Source organism: Sphingosinicella sp. SM1-17 (assembly GCF_056821765.1).
Genome location: NZ_JBPDIO010000001.1, coordinates 216612 through 231641, shown reverse-complemented (window position 1 = coordinate 231641; position 15030 = coordinate 216612). Strand labels below are relative to the sequence as shown.

General features: G+C 64.7%; 13 protein-coding genes. 5 read left to right on the top strand and 8 right to left on the bottom strand.

Features of this window, described 5'->3' with window-relative positions; all coding sequences use genetic code 11:
- Complete coding sequence (locus tag ACRYLT_RS01205) at nt 1-1419, top strand: dihydrolipoamide acetyltransferase family protein (RefSeq protein WP_482662285.1); 1419 nt, start codon at nt 1-3, stop codon at nt 1417-1419.
- Nucleotides 1420-1421: 2 nt separating this feature from the next.
- Here ACRYLT_RS01205 and ACRYLT_RS01200 read toward each other — a convergent pair whose 3' ends face one another.
- Nucleotides 1422-1688: a hypothetical protein gene (locus ACRYLT_RS01200; RefSeq protein WP_482662284.1), complete on the bottom strand. Its 267-nt coding sequence runs from the start codon at nt 1686-1688 to the stop codon at nt 1422-1424.
- A 138-nt stretch (nt 1689-1826) separates the two neighbouring features.
- On the opposite strand from ACRYLT_RS01200, the gene ACRYLT_RS01195 reads away from it, so the two are divergent.
- Nucleotides 1827-4169, top strand: coding sequence for a transketolase (locus ACRYLT_RS01195; protein WP_482662283.1), 2343 nt, complete (start codon nt 1827-1829; stop codon nt 4167-4169).
- A gap of 6 nt (nt 4170-4175) precedes the next feature.
- Here the strand turns inward: ACRYLT_RS01195 and ACRYLT_RS01190 are convergent, their stop codons facing one another.
- A complete protein-coding gene (locus ACRYLT_RS01190; protein ID WP_482662282.1) occupies nt 4176-5177 on the bottom strand; it encodes an AI-2E family transporter in 1002 nt (333 codons plus the stop codon).
- 126 nt (nt 5178-5303) lie between these two features.
- On the opposite strand from ACRYLT_RS01190, the gene ACRYLT_RS01185 reads away from it, so the two are divergent.
- The gene (locus ACRYLT_RS01185; protein WP_482662281.1) at nt 5304-5513 is read left to right on the top strand and encodes a hypothetical protein; all 210 of its coding nucleotides are present in this window, start codon (nt 5304-5306) and stop codon (nt 5511-5513) included.
- A gap of 1 nt (nt 5514) precedes the next feature.
- On the opposite strand, the gene ACRYLT_RS01180 is transcribed toward ACRYLT_RS01185, so the two are convergent.
- From ACRYLT_RS01180 to ACRYLT_RS01170, 3 genes are all read right to left on the bottom strand, one after another.
- A complete protein-coding gene (locus ACRYLT_RS01180) occupies nt 5515-7497 on the bottom strand; it encodes a transglycosylase domain-containing protein (protein ID WP_482662280.1) in 1983 nt (660 codons plus the stop codon).
- A gap of 64 nt (nt 7498-7561) precedes the next feature.
- A complete protein-coding gene (locus ACRYLT_RS01175) occupies nt 7562-9691 on the bottom strand; it encodes a transglycosylase domain-containing protein (RefSeq protein ID WP_482662279.1) in 2130 nt (709 codons plus the stop codon).
- Nucleotides 9692-9696: 5 nt separating this feature from the next.
- Entirely contained in the window at nt 9697-10818 is a 1122-nt protein-coding gene (locus ACRYLT_RS01170) for an NAD(P)/FAD-dependent oxidoreductase (protein WP_482662278.1), read from the bottom strand.
- An 89-nt stretch (nt 10819-10907) separates the two neighbouring features.
- Between ACRYLT_RS01170 and ACRYLT_RS01165 the strand changes: the two genes are divergently transcribed.
- Together ACRYLT_RS01165 and ACRYLT_RS01160 are read left to right on the top strand one after the other, a co-directional pair.
- Nucleotides 10908-11654: a 3'(2'),5'-bisphosphate nucleotidase CysQ gene (locus tag ACRYLT_RS01165; RefSeq protein WP_482662277.1), complete on the top strand. Its 747-nt coding sequence runs from the start codon at nt 10908-10910 to the stop codon at nt 11652-11654.
- Complete coding sequence (locus ACRYLT_RS01160) at nt 11651-11989, top strand: hypothetical protein (protein ID WP_482662276.1); 339 nt, start codon at nt 11651-11653, stop codon at nt 11987-11989. Before ACRYLT_RS01165 ends, ACRYLT_RS01160 begins: the two co-directional genes overlap by 4 nt.
- Here ACRYLT_RS01160 and ACRYLT_RS01155 read toward each other — a convergent pair.
- From ACRYLT_RS01155 to ACRYLT_RS01145, 3 genes are read right to left on the bottom strand one after another with little or no spacing between them, the layout of a single operon-like run.
- Nucleotides 11972-12454, bottom strand: a complete 483-nt coding sequence (locus ACRYLT_RS01155; protein ID WP_482665371.1) for a DNA-deoxyinosine glycosylase — start codon at nt 12452-12454, stop codon at nt 11972-11974. The genes ACRYLT_RS01160 and ACRYLT_RS01155 overlap by 18 nt on opposite strands.
- A 14-nt stretch (nt 12455-12468) precedes the next feature.
- Nucleotides 12469-14256 carry a DUF885 domain-containing protein gene (locus ACRYLT_RS01150; protein WP_482662275.1) on the bottom strand — a complete coding sequence of 596 codons (1788 nt, stop codon included), beginning with the start codon at nt 14254-14256 and terminating at the stop codon, nt 12469-12471.
- A 13-nt stretch (nt 14257-14269) separates the two neighbouring features.
- Nucleotides 14270-15022 (bottom strand): proteasome-type protease, encoded by a 753-nt coding sequence (locus ACRYLT_RS01145; RefSeq protein ID WP_482662274.1) that lies wholly within the window; start codon nt 15020-15022, stop codon nt 14270-14272.
- Nucleotides 15023-15030: the final 8 nt, after the last annotated feature.

Sequence of the window (15030 nt, the reverse complement as noted above, 5' to 3'; positions counted from 1 at the left end):
ATGGCCCGCTACGAATTCAAACTGCCGGACATCGGCGAAGGCATTGCCGAGGCGGAGATCGTCGCCTGGCACGTGAAGCCCGGGGACCTGGTCGCCGAGGATCAGCAACTCGCCGACCTGATGACGGACAAGGCGACGGTCGAGATGGAATCGCCGGTCGCGGGCAAGGTGCTCGAAGTCGCGGGCGGTGTCGGCGACATGATCCCGATCGGCAGCGTTCTGGTCGTTCTGGAGACCGAAGGCGAAGCACCTGCCGCTGAACAGGAACCCATGGCGGACGGAATGGCCGAGGTGCCGGAGCCGCTTGAAGACCTGGTTCCAACCACCGAGGATGAAGCCGGGGAACGACGCGCCGCCCCCGACCGTCGATCCGGGCAAGACCGTCGATCCGAAGATCGGGGACAGGAAGGTCGTCGAATCGGCGAATGGCGGGCGCAGCCCTCGTCCGGCGGGAGCCGCACTCGGCACGAAGCTCCCTCCACCGATGAGCGCTCCGAACAGGCTCCTGGAGCGGTCAACGGGTCCAGGGGCGACCGGCACGGATCCGCCGATGCGCAGCGGGCAACGGTACTGGCTTCGCCGGCGGTTCGCCAGCGCGCCCGCGATCTCGGCATTGATCTCGCGCAGGTCAGATATTCAGGCGACAGGATCCGCCACGCCGACCTCGATGCCTATCTGCTGTACAATGGCGGCGGCGTTTCGCGCGCCGCTTCGGCGCGCCGGACGGATGAGGAGGTCAAGGTCGTCGGACTGAGACGCCGGATTGCCGAAAACATGCAGGAGGCCAAGCGTCGAATTCCGCATTTCACGCTGGTCGAGGAGTTCGACGTCACGGCGCTCGAGTCGACGCGCGCAATGATGAACGCCGATCGCGGCGCCAATCCGAAGCTGACGATGCTTCCGTTTCTGATCACCGCTCTCTGCCGAACCCTGACCGACTTCCCGCAGCTCAACGCCCGCTATGATGACGAGGCGAACGTCATTCATCGCTCGGGCGCCGTGCATATGGGCATGGCGACACAGACGGATAACGGCCTTGCCGTAGCGGTCATTCGAAATGCCGACGGTCGCGACGTCTGGGATCTGGCGAGCGAGATCCTTCGCCTGGCGGAGGCGACCCGCTCCGGCAAGGCGAGCCGCGACGAACTGTCCGGATCGACCATCACCATCTCCAGTCTGGGTCCGATGGGCGGAATCGTCTCGACGCCGGTCATCAACCGACCGGAAGTGGCGATCATCGCCGTGAACAAGGTCAAGGAGACGCCCGTCGTCGTCGACGGCGAGCTCGACGTGCGCAAGATGATGAACCTTTCCCTGTCGTGCGATCATCGGGTGATCGACGGTTGGGATGCCGCGCTGTTCATGCAGGACCTCAAGAAGTTGATCGAAAACCCGCTGCGCCTGTTGTCGATGAGGTGAAGCTAGGCGAGTCCGAGCATCCAGCGCGCCAGATCGACGGGCACCACGGCTGCGCCGGGTACATTGCGGTTGAGCTCGATTCGATGAGCCATGATCCAGCGCAGGCATTCGGCGCGGCTGTCGAACGTGGGAATGTCCTCCGAGGCAGGCTTCAACTCCCGCTCGCCAATCAGGTAGCGTGCGCCGCGGCGGCAGCCGGGCTTGCCGGCCCAGTCGCGCTCCGGCGAGACGACCGCGGGAACCCAGTGCGGACGCGTCGGATCAAGCATTCCTGATCCTCTCCTGTGCCAATTTCTACACTTCCAGCCCAAGAGGATCAACCTTGCCCGGTTCTCCTCTGGCCGAGCGAGGCGCCTGGAAGCCAAAAGAGATTCCAGCTTTGAACCGAATGCGGTTAGAGGCGCCTCATGCTGAAGAAGACGGAAGGGCTCGATCTCGACGCGCTACGGCTGATCGACGATCGCCTGCGCTGGCTCTCATCCTGGACGATCCATCATGCCAATCACGTCAGAGAGAGCCTGGACGGGCTGAAGGTGGGCGGGCATCAGGCGTCCTGCGCCTCGATCACGACGATCATGGCGGCGCTCTACTTCCATGCGCTTGGTCCCAACGATCGGGTGGCGGTGAAGCCGCATGCGGGACCCGTTCTTCACGCGATCCACTATCTGCTCGGCAACCAGTCGCGCGAGCAACTTCAGGCTTTCAGGGGCTTTGGCGGGGCGCAGAGCTACCCCAGTCGAACCAAGGACCGGATCCCGGTCGATTTTTCGACGGGCTCGGTCGGGCTTGGAGTTGCGATCACCGCCTTCGCAAGCCTGGTCCAGGATTATCTGATCGCTCACCGGCTGATGGAGTCCGCTGAAGTCGGCCGGATGGTTGCGCTGCTAGGTGACGCCGAACTCGATGAAGGTAACATCTATGAATGCCTGATCGAGGCCTACAAGCATGATATCCGCAACTGCTGGTGGATCGTCGACTATAATCGCCAGTCGCTCGATGCCACGAGCGCCGACCGGATGTTCCGCCGCTTCGACGAAATCTTCGCAAGCTGCGGCTGGAGAGTCGTGACCCTGCGCTACGGCCGCCAGCTCGAGTCCGCCTTCCTGGAAGAAGGAGGAGACGAACTCAGAGGCTGGCTCGATAGGGTAAGCAATGCCGATTATTCGGCGCTCACCTATCTCGGCGGTGCGGCCTGGCGCGAGCGACTGCTCAGGGATGTTCCCGGCGTGGCGCCCATCCTCGACGCTCGCGACGACGAGGCCCTGCAGGCTCTGATGACCAATCTGGGCGGCCATGACGTGGAAGCGCTCGTCGAAGCGTTCGACTCGGCTCAGGACGATGTGCCGACGCTGTTCATTGCCTTCACTATCAAGGGCCAGGGACTGCCCTTCGCCGGCCACAAGGACAATCATGCCGGATTGATGACGCCTACCCAGATCGCCGCTCTTCGCGAAAGGATGGGAATCCCGGAGGGAGAGGAATGGGAGCCCTGGGCTGGTCTTGGCGACAATTCTGCGGCGGCGGCCCGCTCCCTCGTCGAGGGCAGTCGGATTGCGAGGGCGAAGCGCGACAGGGCCTGGAACCAGACGGAAGTGCCGACGATCGTTCCGCCGCCTGGCGAGGAGCAGTCCACTCAGGCGGCCTTCGGCCGGATCCTGCTCGATCTTTCCCGGTCGGCGGGTAAGGCTCCTGGAGAAGGTGCGCTCCCCTTGGCGGACCGGATCGTCACCACCTCCCCCGATGTGACCGTTTCGACCAATCTGGGAGCCTGGGTGAACCAGCGGGGACTGTTTCGACGCCAAGAACTGGCCGACGTCTTCGCCCAAGCGAAGATCCCGTCCGCGCAGAAGTGGGGCGCACATTCGGCAGGGCAGCATATCGAACTGGGCATTGCCGAGAACAATCTGTTCCTGATGCTGACGGCCCTGGGTCTCGCCGGCGACCTGTTCGGCCAGCGCCTCTTCCCGATCGGCACCGTCTACGATCCGTTCATCGCCCGTGGCCTCGATGCGCTCAACTATGGCTGCTATCAGGACGCGCGGTTCCTGCTGGTGGCCACCCCATCCGGAGTCACGCTTGGTCCCGAGGGCGGAGCCCATCAATCGATCAACCCGCCGCTGATCGCCATGGGTCAACCGGGCCTACGCCACTACGAGCCGGCTTTCGTCGACGAGTTGGCCTTGTTCATGGAGGAAGCCTTCAGGCTGCTGCAGAGCGCGGAGGGGGAGAGCGTCTATCTACGCCTGACCACCCGGACCATCCGCCAGGTCGAACGATCCGACGAATCATGGAAGGCGCCAGCACTCGCCGGAGCTTACTGGCTTCGCGAGCCGAGCGAGGGCGCCGAGGCCGCTCTCGTCTATTCCGGCGCCGTGGCGCCGGAGGCGCTGTCCGCCTGGGAGACCCTCAGCGAGGATATCCCTGGCCTTGGCCTGCTCGCCGTCACATCGCCGGATCTGCTCCATCGCGGCTGGAGCGAGAGCCGAAGCAGGCGATGGGACGGGCGACCGGCGGAACGTTCGCATGTGGAAAAGCTGCTGGCACCGCTTTCTCGCACCGCCGGACTGGTGACTCTGCTCGACGGCGCGCCTGCGTCGCTCTCGTGGCTGGGCGGGGTCCACGGTCACAAGGTCAGCCCGCTCGGGGTCGATCGCTTCGGCCAGACCGGCAGCCTGACGGACCTCTACCGCGCCTATCGACTGGATATAGATGCGATCGTGGAAGCCGCAGCCGAGCTTTTCCTGGATTGATCGGCTCTAGTCGCGGGATCCGTCGCCGGGCAGGGGGGTCGCTGTGTTGAGCGCCTCCTGCACGTAGAGGCGTTTGACGAGCACGAAGAGAACCACCGTCAAGGGCGCGGCGAGGATGACTCCGGCCACTCCGAAGACCAGCCCTCCGGCCACAAGCGCGAAGAGAAGCAGGGCGGGAGGCAGATCGACCGCCCGCTGCTGGACCAGCGGTTCCAGCACATTGCCCTCCAATTGCTGGATGATGAGGAACAGAAGGACCGTCCAAAGCGCCGTCTCCGGGCTTTGCGCAAGGGCCAGGACAATGGCTGGAACCGCCGCAATGATCGGGCCGATGAAGGGAACGAATTCGAGCAAGGCGGCGAGAAGAGCCAGCGCCATGGCTGACGGCACGCCGATGATCGTCAGGCCAAGCCAGGTGAGCAGGCCGACGGCGACCATCGAAACCAGCCGGCCGAGCAGCCACAGTTGCAGGGCCCGAGCGCTGGCATCAAGCGCCTGCGCAGCCAGAGCTCGGCCGCTTTCCGGCACCAGCTTCAAGATCCCGACTCGATAAAGATCCGGCTGCGCCGCAAGATAGATTCCTCCGACCAGGACCAGCAATGTGTCCGCGATCCCATTGCCTACCGTCACCGCGATATTGCCGAGGTTGGACAGTACCCCTCCCCCTGAGCTCAGCCCCGCCGTCCACTCGCGAACGGTTTCGCCTAGTCCCCAGGCGTCCAGTCGCGCTTGGACCGCCTGCCAGGCAGTGGGGATCATTTCCCGCAATGCTTCCGCCTGCCGAGTCACTTGCGCCCCGAACGTCCAGAAGGCGACCGTGAAGATGGCAGCGACAATGAGAACGGAGGCCAGAAGCGCCGCCCAGCCGGGCAGCCGCAGCCGTTCGCGGAGAGGTTGAGCAATGATGTTGAGGATCACCGACACCAGGGCCGCGCCGAACACCAGCATGAAAAGGCCGCGTAAATTCCAGAGCAGCAGCGCGATCCCGACCACCGCAATCGCAATCACCAGTCGCTCAATGAAAAGACGATGGCTAATTGGCGGTTCGCTCAAACCCTGTCCTCCGATGACCCGCGGAACCTTCAGCCCTATCCGGCGCTGTTTTCGAAAGGCGAGACTAGAACGGAGACCATCATGATTGGCAAGTTAATCGGCGCCGGCATCGGCAGGCGGCTCGCGGGCAGGAATGAGGGAATGAAGGGCGCATTGATCGGCGCCGCGGCACCCTGGCTGGTCCGTCGTGCCTTCACGCCGCTGGGGATCGCTGCTCTCGGCGCTTATGGGGCAAAGAAATATTATGATCGTCGGCGGGCGAGGCGAACGCCGCCAACCTCCGACCATTGATCTATTGCTGAGGCTCGACTTCCTCCCTCGGAGCCGTTGGCGGCGGAGCGACCACCGTGGGTACTTGAGGCGATGGCGCCGGAGCGTCGCCCGGGACGGGCTCGGCCTCGGGCTCCGTCTGTGGAGCTTCGTTCTGGCTGTTCGAAGTGGCTACTGAGGGCGCGCGATCGGTTTCCGAAAGGGGCACTCGAACGACCGGCGGGGCGGGTGCGATACCGAGTGCCTCGCTCATGAAGGCGCGCCAGATGCGGGCGGGCGTCCCGCCGCCGGATATGCCGGGGAGCGGGCTGTTGTCGTCGTTGCCGACCCATACGCCGACGACAAGGTCGCCGGCGAAGCCGATGAAGAGGGCGTCCCGATAATCGGAAGTGGTGCCGGTCTTGCCGAAAGTCGGAACGGACAAGGCGGCCGTCCGGCCAGTTCCTCGGTTCGTGACGGCATAAAGGACGTCGCGGAGCATCGGAAAGGCCCGATCGCGGCTCAGCCCTTCCATGGGATCGGAACCGAACCAGCCGGCGCTCTGGTTGGGAAGGCCGCGCGGACGAATGGGGTAGCGACCGGCGGCGACAGCCGCATAGGCGGCGGTCAACTCGAGCAGGCTCATGCCGCTCGTGCCGAGCGCAAGCGTCGGTTCGGGACGCAGTGGCGTGGTTATTCCAAGATCTCGCGCAGCCCGGATGACGGCGTCACGCCCGACCCGCTCCTGGACCTGGACCGCGACCGAGTTGCTTGAATGAGCCACGGCTTCCCTGACCGAGATCCGGCCGCGGTAGGAATTGCCATAGTTGCGCGGCTCCCAGCTGCCCAGCCTGATCGGCACGTCGTTCACTGGTGTTTCGGGCGTGTAGCCGGCACGAAAAGCGGCCAGATAGACGAATAGCTTGAAGGCCGAACCGGGCTGGCGGCGCGCCTGGGTAGCGCGATTGAACGGGCTTCGGCGGTAATCCTTTCCGCCGACCATGGCCACCACACGACCATCCAGCCGCATCGCAACCAGCGCTACCTGCGCGCGGCCCAATCCCGCTCGGCGGACGGCCCGTGTGGCCATTCGCTGAAGGTCGCCATCGAGCGTCGTCAGGACCTGCCGTTCGCCATAGCTGCCCTCCTCAAGCTCCGCTGCCTGGGGTACGACCCAATCGGCGAAATAGGTCCCGGTCGGGACGTCATCGCTTGGCCCGAGCCTCAGCCGAGCGGGACGAAGCTCGGCCAACTCCTGCTCGCTGATATAGCCGGCCTCGGCCATCGCTTGCATGACTCTCCGGGATCGATCCTGCGCCGCTTCGAGATCGCGAGTCGGCGCAAGCCGGGATGGCGCATTGACGACAGCGGCTAGCATCGCCGCCTGCTCCACGGTCAACTCTTCGGGCGCGACATCGAAATAGTGACGAGCGGCGGCTCGCAGCCCGTAAATATTGTCGCCGAAATAGACGTTGGAAAGGTATCGGCCGAGTATCTCCTCCTTGCTCAGCCAAACCTCAAGCCAGAGCGCGATCAGTGCCTCCTGCGCCTTGCGGGCGGCGGTGCGATCCGGGCTGAGGAAACTGGTCTTGGCAAGCTGCTGGCTGATGGTGCTGCCGCCTTCGCGAACGCGTCCGGCACGCAGGTTGCGAACCATCGCTCGCGCTATGCCCCAGGGATCAACGCCGAGGTGGCGATAGAAGCGACGATCCTCGATGGCGACAAAAGCCTGGCCGACATGCGGCGGCAGTTCATCGACCGAGACAGGCTCGCCGATGATCGCGCCGCGGCGAGCGATCGGTTCCCCCTCAGCCGAAAGAATGGTGAGCCCGGGCGCGCCCACCGGCTGAAGCGAACGGGAGAGAGGCGCGGTGACGATCAGCCAGAGCAGGATCAGTGCAAAGCCGATGAGGGTGAAGAGCGCGACGCGCTTGAACTTGCGAACGCGCGAAAGAGGCGGCTGCGGAACCGAGTCATCCGCGTCGCCCGGCTCCTTGAAGCTCTCAACGTCTGGTCTGGCGTACATTGCCCTCTCGGCGGCTGAACGAGCAGCCTAGCAGCATGTTTCGCGGCTGGTGATCAAGCGCGATCTATTGCGATACCGGCCGCGGAAGATCGAGCGCTCGAATCATGAAGCTTCGCCAGATCCGTGCGGGCAACCCTCCGCCTCCGACCTGTCCCATCGGTCGATTGTCGTCATTCCCGACCCAGACACCGACGACCAGGTCGCCGGCAAACCCGATGAACAAGGCATCGCGATAGCCTTGGCTGGTGCCGGTCTTTCCATAGGTTGTCACCGGCAGCGCGGCGGCGCGGCCCGTCCCCTTCGACGCGGCATAGGCCAGCATGTCGCGGAGCGGCTCGAATGCTCGGTCTCTCCTGCCTGACGGTTCGTCCGACAGCATGCTGTCCCACAGGCGCTCCGCAAGGCCACCCTCGCCTTGCTCTTCCGCAAGGCCTCGCGGACGGACCGGGTAGCGACCTCCGGCGACGGCGGCATAGGCCGCGGTCATCTCGATGAGGCTCACCTGAGCGCTGCCAAGGGCGATGCTGGGATCGGCCGGGATTGGCGCGGTGATTCCGAGGTCGCGGGCTGCACGAATGACATTGGCCAGACCCACCTGCCGAGCAAGCCGGACCGCCGCGACATTGCTCGACCGGGCGAAGGCTTCGCGGAGCGTGATGTCGCCCCGGTAGACTCCATCCACGTTGCGGGGCCGGTACTCGCCCTCTTCGATGGGACGGTCTTCGACGAGGCTGTCCGGAGACATTCCGGATCGGAGAGCGGCGAGATAGACGAACAGCTTGAAAGTGGAGCCCGGCTGGCGTCGTGCCTGCGTCGCCCGATTGAAGGGGCTGCGCCCATAGTCGCGACCGCCAAGCATTGCCACGACCCGGCCGTCCGTTCGCATCGCAACCAGAGCCGCCTGACGATTGCCGATCCGCGCCTCGCGGAAGGCGGCGATGGCGGCGCGCTGAAGCTCTCGTTCGAGCGTGCTCTCGATGGTCCGCTCGCCATATTCGTCGCGGCCGCCGGATTCGGCTCCGGAAAGCACCCAGTCGGCAAAATAGGTTCCGGTTGGCAGGTCGTCCCGAGGCGCGAGGCGAAGCCGCGCCGGTCGCAGCCTTTCCGCTTCCGACTCGCCAATATAGCCGACATCGACCATGGTTGCAGTCACGAGGCGGGCGCGCCGGCGGGCACCCTCGAGATTCCGGTTGGGCGCTAGCCGGCTCGGAGCGTTGACCAGGCCGGCGAGCATCGTCGCTTGCGAAAGCGACAGCTCTTCAGGTTCGACGCTGAAATAGAAGCGGGATGCGGCCCGCAGGCCGTAGATGTTGTTGCCGAAATAGACGTTCGAAAGATACCGGCTGAGAATCTCTTCCTTGCTCAGCCAGCCTTCGAGCCAGAGGGCGATCAAGGCTTCCTGCGCCTTCCGTCCCATGCTGCGCTCGGCACCCGTGAAACTGGTCTTGGCGAGCTGCTGGGTGATGGTGCTGCCCCCCTCGCGCACGGCACCGGCTCGCCAGTTGCGGAAGGAAGCGCGCGCGATTCCATAGGGATCAATCCCGAGATGCCGGTAGAATCGCCGATCCTCGATCGCGACGAACGCTTGGCCTACATGGGCCGGCAACTCCGTGACGTCCACAGGCGCCACGCGAACGGCGCCGCGCCGGGCGATGGGCTCGCCGTCGCTGGCGAGTACCACCACGCTCGGCGCCGCAATCGGCTGGAGCGATCGGCTCAATGGAGCGGTAAGCGCGAGCCAGGCAAGCAGAAGGGTGAGGCCGACGAAGCACGCATAGAGGAAGACCTTGGTCGCCGTTCGAATACGCTGGGCGACGCGATTGTAGCGTCGGGTGTGACCTTCAAGAGTCGCGTCGACGATGCGCGGGCGGGGGAGCTCGGCATCTTCCAGTCCGATATAGCGCGGCTGCAAGGCATAGAGCGCCAGCTTAAGATAGTGAGATCGGACGTGCGGCGGAGCGCCCGGCCAGGGCGGAACGCCGACTCCGGATGGACCCGCCTCCCCATAATAGAGCGCCGCCGCGTGCGCGCGTACCTGGGCAAGCTCCCGCATGGCCTGTTCGATCCGGATGCGGTCCGGTTCGTTCAGCGTTTCCCATATGTCGAAGGAGATTCCGGAATCGTTCGGGGGATCGCGCGAAGGCTCGAGTTCCAGATCCGCTCGGTCGGCTCGACCGAATCCCAAATAACCCACGAAGGTTACCCCAGCCTTGTCGGATCGAGATGTTCCACCTTTACCCCTTGTTCGGCAAGTCCTTTCGGCCAGGCCGCTCCGGTAATCAGGGACTCCACCGCCTCTGCGACGGCTGGCGCCGTCTGCAGGCCAAACCCGCCCTGGCCGGCAAGCCAGAAGAAGCCGGGCGCGTCGGGCGCGAATCCGACCACAGGTGTTCGATCGGAAGCGAACGTCCTGAGCCCCGCCCATCGATGAGCGATCCGATCCACCGCCAATGTGGTGTAGCGCTGGACCCGCCAGGCGGCGAGTGCGACATCATATTCCTCCGGTTGAGCGTCGCACGGCTCGCACTCGATCTCGTCGACCGGAGACGCCATCAACCGGCCGGACTCCGGCAGAATGTAGAAATCGTCGACCGCCGTCTTCACGAAGGCCCATCCGCGAACATCCGTCCCCGATGGGCCGTCGACGACGATGATGGTTCGCCGAAGCGGCTTCAGGCCCAGAGGGCGGACTTCGGCCAGATCTGCGACGGAGTCGGCCCAGGCGCCTGCAGCATTGATCAAGATCGGCGCCGACCAGCACTCGCCACTCTGATCCTCTAATGTCCACCTGCCGCCGCGATGCTCGACCGCTGTCGCCCGCCGGCCGGTCAGAATCTGTCCGCCGGCATCGCGAACCGACCGGGCATAGCCCTGGAGCAGAGCGTCGGAGTCCAGCCGAAGGCCATCGGGATAAACGATGCCCGAAACGATGTCGTCCGAGCCGACCCGAAGCGCCGGGAAGAGCCGTCGCATTTCCGATTCATCGGCACGGGTGACGCTGTCGGTGAAAGGCGCCATGTCCTGTTCGAGAGCCTGGAGCGCCGGCAGCATCTCGTCGGTTGCGACGAACAAGGCGGTGCTGCGATGGCAAAGCTGCCCCTCGCCCGCAGCGAGAAAATAGTCGCGACTGCAGAAAGTGAGCGCCCGAACGATCCGGTTGCCGATGCCGTAGTGGGAAAAGGTCGCGCTGCGTCCCGACGAGTGATAGCCGAGAGCCGATTCCGCCTCGATCACAATGACCCGCCCGTGTTCGGCAAGCCGTGCGGCTGCGGAAAGGCCCGCGACTCCGCCGCCGATGATCAGGAAGTCCGCGCTGTCCACGGGGCGCAGCTAGCGCAATTGGTACTAGGGGTCACGAGGCGACTGACATCGCGCTTGTGAGGACCACGATTGCCGGGCATCTGCCGATCATGACCGATGAAGAGCTGGCGGCGCAGCTGGCGCAGGGGGCCGGGCGCCTGCTGATGGAGTTGCGCGATCAATCCTTCCTTGAAGGCGCCGCACTTGGCGGGGTTGGCGACAAGGTCGCCAACGCCTTCATCCTGACCGCGCTTCAGCAATGGCGGCCGGAAGACGCGGTTCTTTCGGAAGAGAGTGCGGACGATCCGAAACGGCTTCGGAGCGAGCGGCTGTGGATCATCGACCCTCTCGACGGAACACGCGAATATAGCGAGGGGCGGTCCGACTGGGCTGTCCATGTCGGCCTGTCGATCGGTGGTGCTCCGCGGGTCGGGGCCGTGGCCGTGCCGGCGCAAGGGCGCTTGTTCCGGTCGGATCAGGTTGCGCTGCCGCCCAGGCGTTCCGGACAGCGCCCCTTGATGCTGGTCAGCCGGACCCGCCCCCCCGCGGAAGCCTCTGAGCTGGCGGCGCTGCTCGGGGCCGAGCTTGTCGAAATGGGCTCGGCTGGAGCCAAGGCCATGGCGATCGTGGCTGGCGACGCCGACCTCTATTTTCATGCCGGAGGCCAGCATGAATGGGACAATTGCGCCCCGGTCGCCGTGGCCCTGGGCGCGGGTCTTCATGCAAGCCGGGCCGACGGCTCGCCGCTCGTCTATAATCGCTCGAGCGCGCTGATGCCGGACCTGCTGATTGCGCGTCCCGAACTTGCCGAGCAGGTGCTTGCGATCTACGGCCGGCGCTCGGATGGGGCAATATGATCCTTCGATACTCTGAGCTGAAGAACGCGCTCAGCGACTCGACCGGGATGTCAGAGGATCTGATCCACGTCCATGTCGGCCTGGCGATCTTCGTTCTCACGGCGCTGGTGCTGCAGCGACGAATGCGTTCCCCGGTTCCGCTGGCGGTGGTCGCCTTGCTCGCCTTGTTGAACGAGTTGGTCGATTATAGCGGACCGGAGTGGGACCCAGTCTCCTCGCTGCTTGACTTCGTCAACACGCTCGTCTGGCCGCTGGTCCTGTTTCTGGTCGCTCGTCGCGGTCCGCCACCGGTCAGCAACAAGGTCGGATCGGAACCGTCAGAGATAGGCCCGTAGCCGCATCCACCCTTCAAGCTTCTTTTCGAAGGCGAGCGTATAGGCAGGACTGCTGGAAGGAAGATCGATCAGGTCGGCCGCCTGGTAGCCGGCGAGCTGCCGGCGACCGACTCTTGCCGCCGCGCCGCCGTTGAAGCCGATGGCCCGTAATCCCGGAAGGCGATCCGCGAGGGCCCGGACATCACTCGGCTCGTGAAGCCTGATGTGGGAGTCGAGACTTCCCTTTCGCGCTGCCGAAGCGACCGTGTCCCAGAGCCCGATATGCGCGCGAAGCAGAGCTTGAAGCCGTGCCTCGTAAGGGAGCGAGACCAGGTCCTGCTCGATCACGGCGCCGGTCAGCGCCCAGAACTGATTGCGGGGGTGCGCATAATAGCGCTGTTGCGCGAGCGAGCGGGCTCCGGGCAGACTGCCGAGCAGGAGCAGCCGAGTGTCAGAACGGGTGACCGGAGGGAAGCAATGCTGCAGAGGCGATCCGTTCGTCAGCGGCCGCGCTCCATCCAGCTTTCGAGTTTCCCCTCCAGGATCGCGAGCGGCAACGCACCCGTACCGATGACCTGATCGTGGAAGGCCCTGATGTCGAAGCGGCTCCCCAGCCGTTCCGTGGCCCGCCGCTTCAGATCGAGGATCTTGAGCTCCCCCATCTTGTAGGCGCAAGCTTGGCCGGGCTGGGAGATGTACCGGTCGATCTCCACCGCCACGTCCCGTTCGGCCATCGACGTGTTCGCCAGCATGTAGCGGATCGCCCGGGCCCGGCTCCATCCGAGCTCGTGAAGACCGGTGTCGACGACAAGCCGGACCGCCCGAAGCATCTCCATGTCGAGATGTCCGAACCATTGATAGGGATCGCCGAACAATCCGAGTTCAGGTCCCAATGTCTCGGAATAAAGGCCCCAGCCTTCGCTGAAGGCGGTCACCGAGGCGAAGCGTAGCAGCGGCGGCAGCCGGGGGTTTTCCTGGGTGAGACTGATCTGGTAGTGATGTCCCGGAATGCCCTCGTGAAGAGCCAGGGTCTCCAAGGTGGGGATCGGCCGAGTGTCGAGCATGGCCATGTTGAAATAAAGCACCCCGGGCGCCGAACCGTCGGCCGGCCCGGCACGATAATAGCCCGTCCCGCGCTGCCCTCCGAGCGAGGGAAGCGGGCGAACCTCGAACTCCGCTCGGGGACGCCGCGAAAAGAAATTGGGAATGGCCGACCAGATCTGCGCTTCGATTCGCTCGAAATGGGCAATCAGATCTTCCTGGCGCTCGTAATAGAAGCGCGGATCGGTCCGGATGAACTCGAACAAGGCCGGAAGATCGCCGGTGAAGCCGATCGCCGATCGCGTGCGCTCCATCTCCTCCCGGATCCGCTCGACTTCGGCGAGGCCGATTCCGTGGATCTGCTCCGCCGTTGCCGGCAGAGTCGTGTGCCGCGCAAGGTCGGCGGCATAGAGCTGCCGACCATCCTTCATCGCCCATCTGCCCGGTGCCTCGGTCGACCGGAGCAGATATTCCTGCGCCAGATAGTCGCGCAGAGTTCGATAGGCAGGATAGATCCGACCCTCGACCCTGGCTCGGTACTGTCCTTCGAGCCTAGGCCGATAAGCGGCCATCGACGTCGGGAGTTCGCGAATCGGAGCGTAGAACGGGCCGCGCTCGATCGGTTGCTCGAGCAAGGCGTCGATCTGGCGCAGGACCTGCGCCGCCGTCACTCTGGGCTGGAAATAACCCTCCCGAGCAGCCTGGCTCAGGCGCGACCGGATCGAGGCAAGATAGTCGGCAAACCCGTCAAGCTGAGCGATCATCAGCTCATGGTCGGCCGGGCTGGAAAGCAAAGGCGCGCGTGTCGAGACATAGTCGGGAAAGTCGAGATGAAGGCCGAAGGAGGCGTTGAGTGGTGCCTTGAGCTGGAGCTCGGCCACGCCCGATCTGTAGGCAGCGAGCGTCTGCCCGGTGCGATAGCGAAGAACGTCGAAGGCGATCCGGTCGATACTGCCGAGCGAGGCTCGGTCGATCTCGGCCAGTTCCGCGGCATCCTGCTCGGCATGACTCGCTGTCTCGGCTGCGAACGAGTCGCTCAGCGGGTCGACGAACGGCGCTCCGGTCAGGGGGAGCCCCTGGCGAACGGCACCGAGCGGATCCAGCGCTCGACGCGCCGCCTCGCTCCGATCGAGCAAGGCCCTGAGCCTGGAAGCGGGATCCGCGGGGTGCCCCGGCGCAGCAATCGCCCCGGTCACTATCGGCGCCGTGAGCGTGCCGAGCAGGAAATTGCGCCGATTGATCGTCATTCCGGAGCGATCGCTAGTCCAGCTCCGCCATGAACGGCGGATTGGGAATGGCCGCGGCGGCATCGTTGAGGAGATCGCCCCAGCGCGCGGAGAGAGTGTTGAAATAGACGTCGTCCGCGCCGATCCGGCGGATCAGCGGACGGGCTCCCTGTCTGTTGGGAAGGACCATCAAATCGAGCGGACGGCCGACCGCCAGGTTCGAACGGATCGAAGCATCGAAGGAGAGGAAGCCGATCTTGACCGCCTCTGCCAGCGGGGTCTTCGGGCTGATCACCCGATCCAGCATCGGTCGCCCATATTTGGTTTCGCCAATCTGGAAGAAGGGGACGTCCGGTCTGTTCTCGATGAAGTTGCCCGCCGAGTAAATCAGGTAGAGAGAAGGTGGAGCGTTGCCGATGCGGCCGCCAAGCAGCAATGACGAGGCGCCGCTGATGTTGATCGAGGCAAGCGCCCGACCGACGGTAGCGTTCGCCATCTGCACCGCCTCGCCAACCAGCTGGGCAGCCCGGAACATTGACGGGGGATCGTGAATGGTTCGGACGAGCTCGCCATCCTCGGTGGCGGGGATCCCTTCACGAAGCAGGCTGATGATCGTCTGAGTCGTCGACAAATTGCCGGCGGAGGCAGCATAGATTACCCGATCGGGCTCATCGACGAGGCAGTGCAGCTTGCGATAGGATGAGATGTCGTCCACGCCCGCATTGGTGCGGGTATCCGCGATCATGACGAGTCCTGCGTCGAGCAGCATGCCGAGACAATAAGTCATTCGCCCCC

Coding starts and splice junctions, on each gene's coding strand:
- ACRYLT_RS01205 (WP_482662285.1), top strand. CDS start 1: ATGGCCCGCTACGAATTCAAACTGCCGGACATCGGCGAAGGCATTGCC.
- ACRYLT_RS01200 (WP_482662284.1), bottom strand. CDS start 1,688: ATGCTTGATCCGACGCGTCCGCACTGGGTTCCCGCGGTCGTCTCGCCG.
- ACRYLT_RS01195 (WP_482662283.1), top strand. CDS start 1,827: ATGCTGAAGAAGACGGAAGGGCTCGATCTCGACGCGCTACGGCTGATC.
- ACRYLT_RS01185 (WP_482662281.1), top strand. CDS start 5,304: ATGATTGGCAAGTTAATCGGCGCCGGCATCGGCAGGCGGCTCGCGGGC.
- ACRYLT_RS01180 (WP_482662280.1), bottom strand. CDS start 7,497: ATGTACGCCAGACCAGACGTTGAGAGCTTCAAGGAGCCGGGCGACGCG.
- ACRYLT_RS01165 (WP_482662277.1), top strand. CDS start 10,908: ATGACCGATGAAGAGCTGGCGGCGCAGCTGGCGCAGGGGGCCGGGCGC.
- ACRYLT_RS01160 (WP_482662276.1), top strand. CDS start 11,651: ATGATCCTTCGATACTCTGAGCTGAAGAACGCGCTCAGCGACTCGACC.
- ACRYLT_RS01150 (WP_482662275.1), bottom strand. CDS start 14,256: ATGACGATCAATCGGCGCAATTTCCTGCTCGGCACGCTCACGGCGCCG.
- ACRYLT_RS01145 (WP_482662274.1), bottom strand. CDS start 15,022: ATGACTTATTGTCTCGGCATGCTGCTCGACGCAGGACTCGTCATGATC.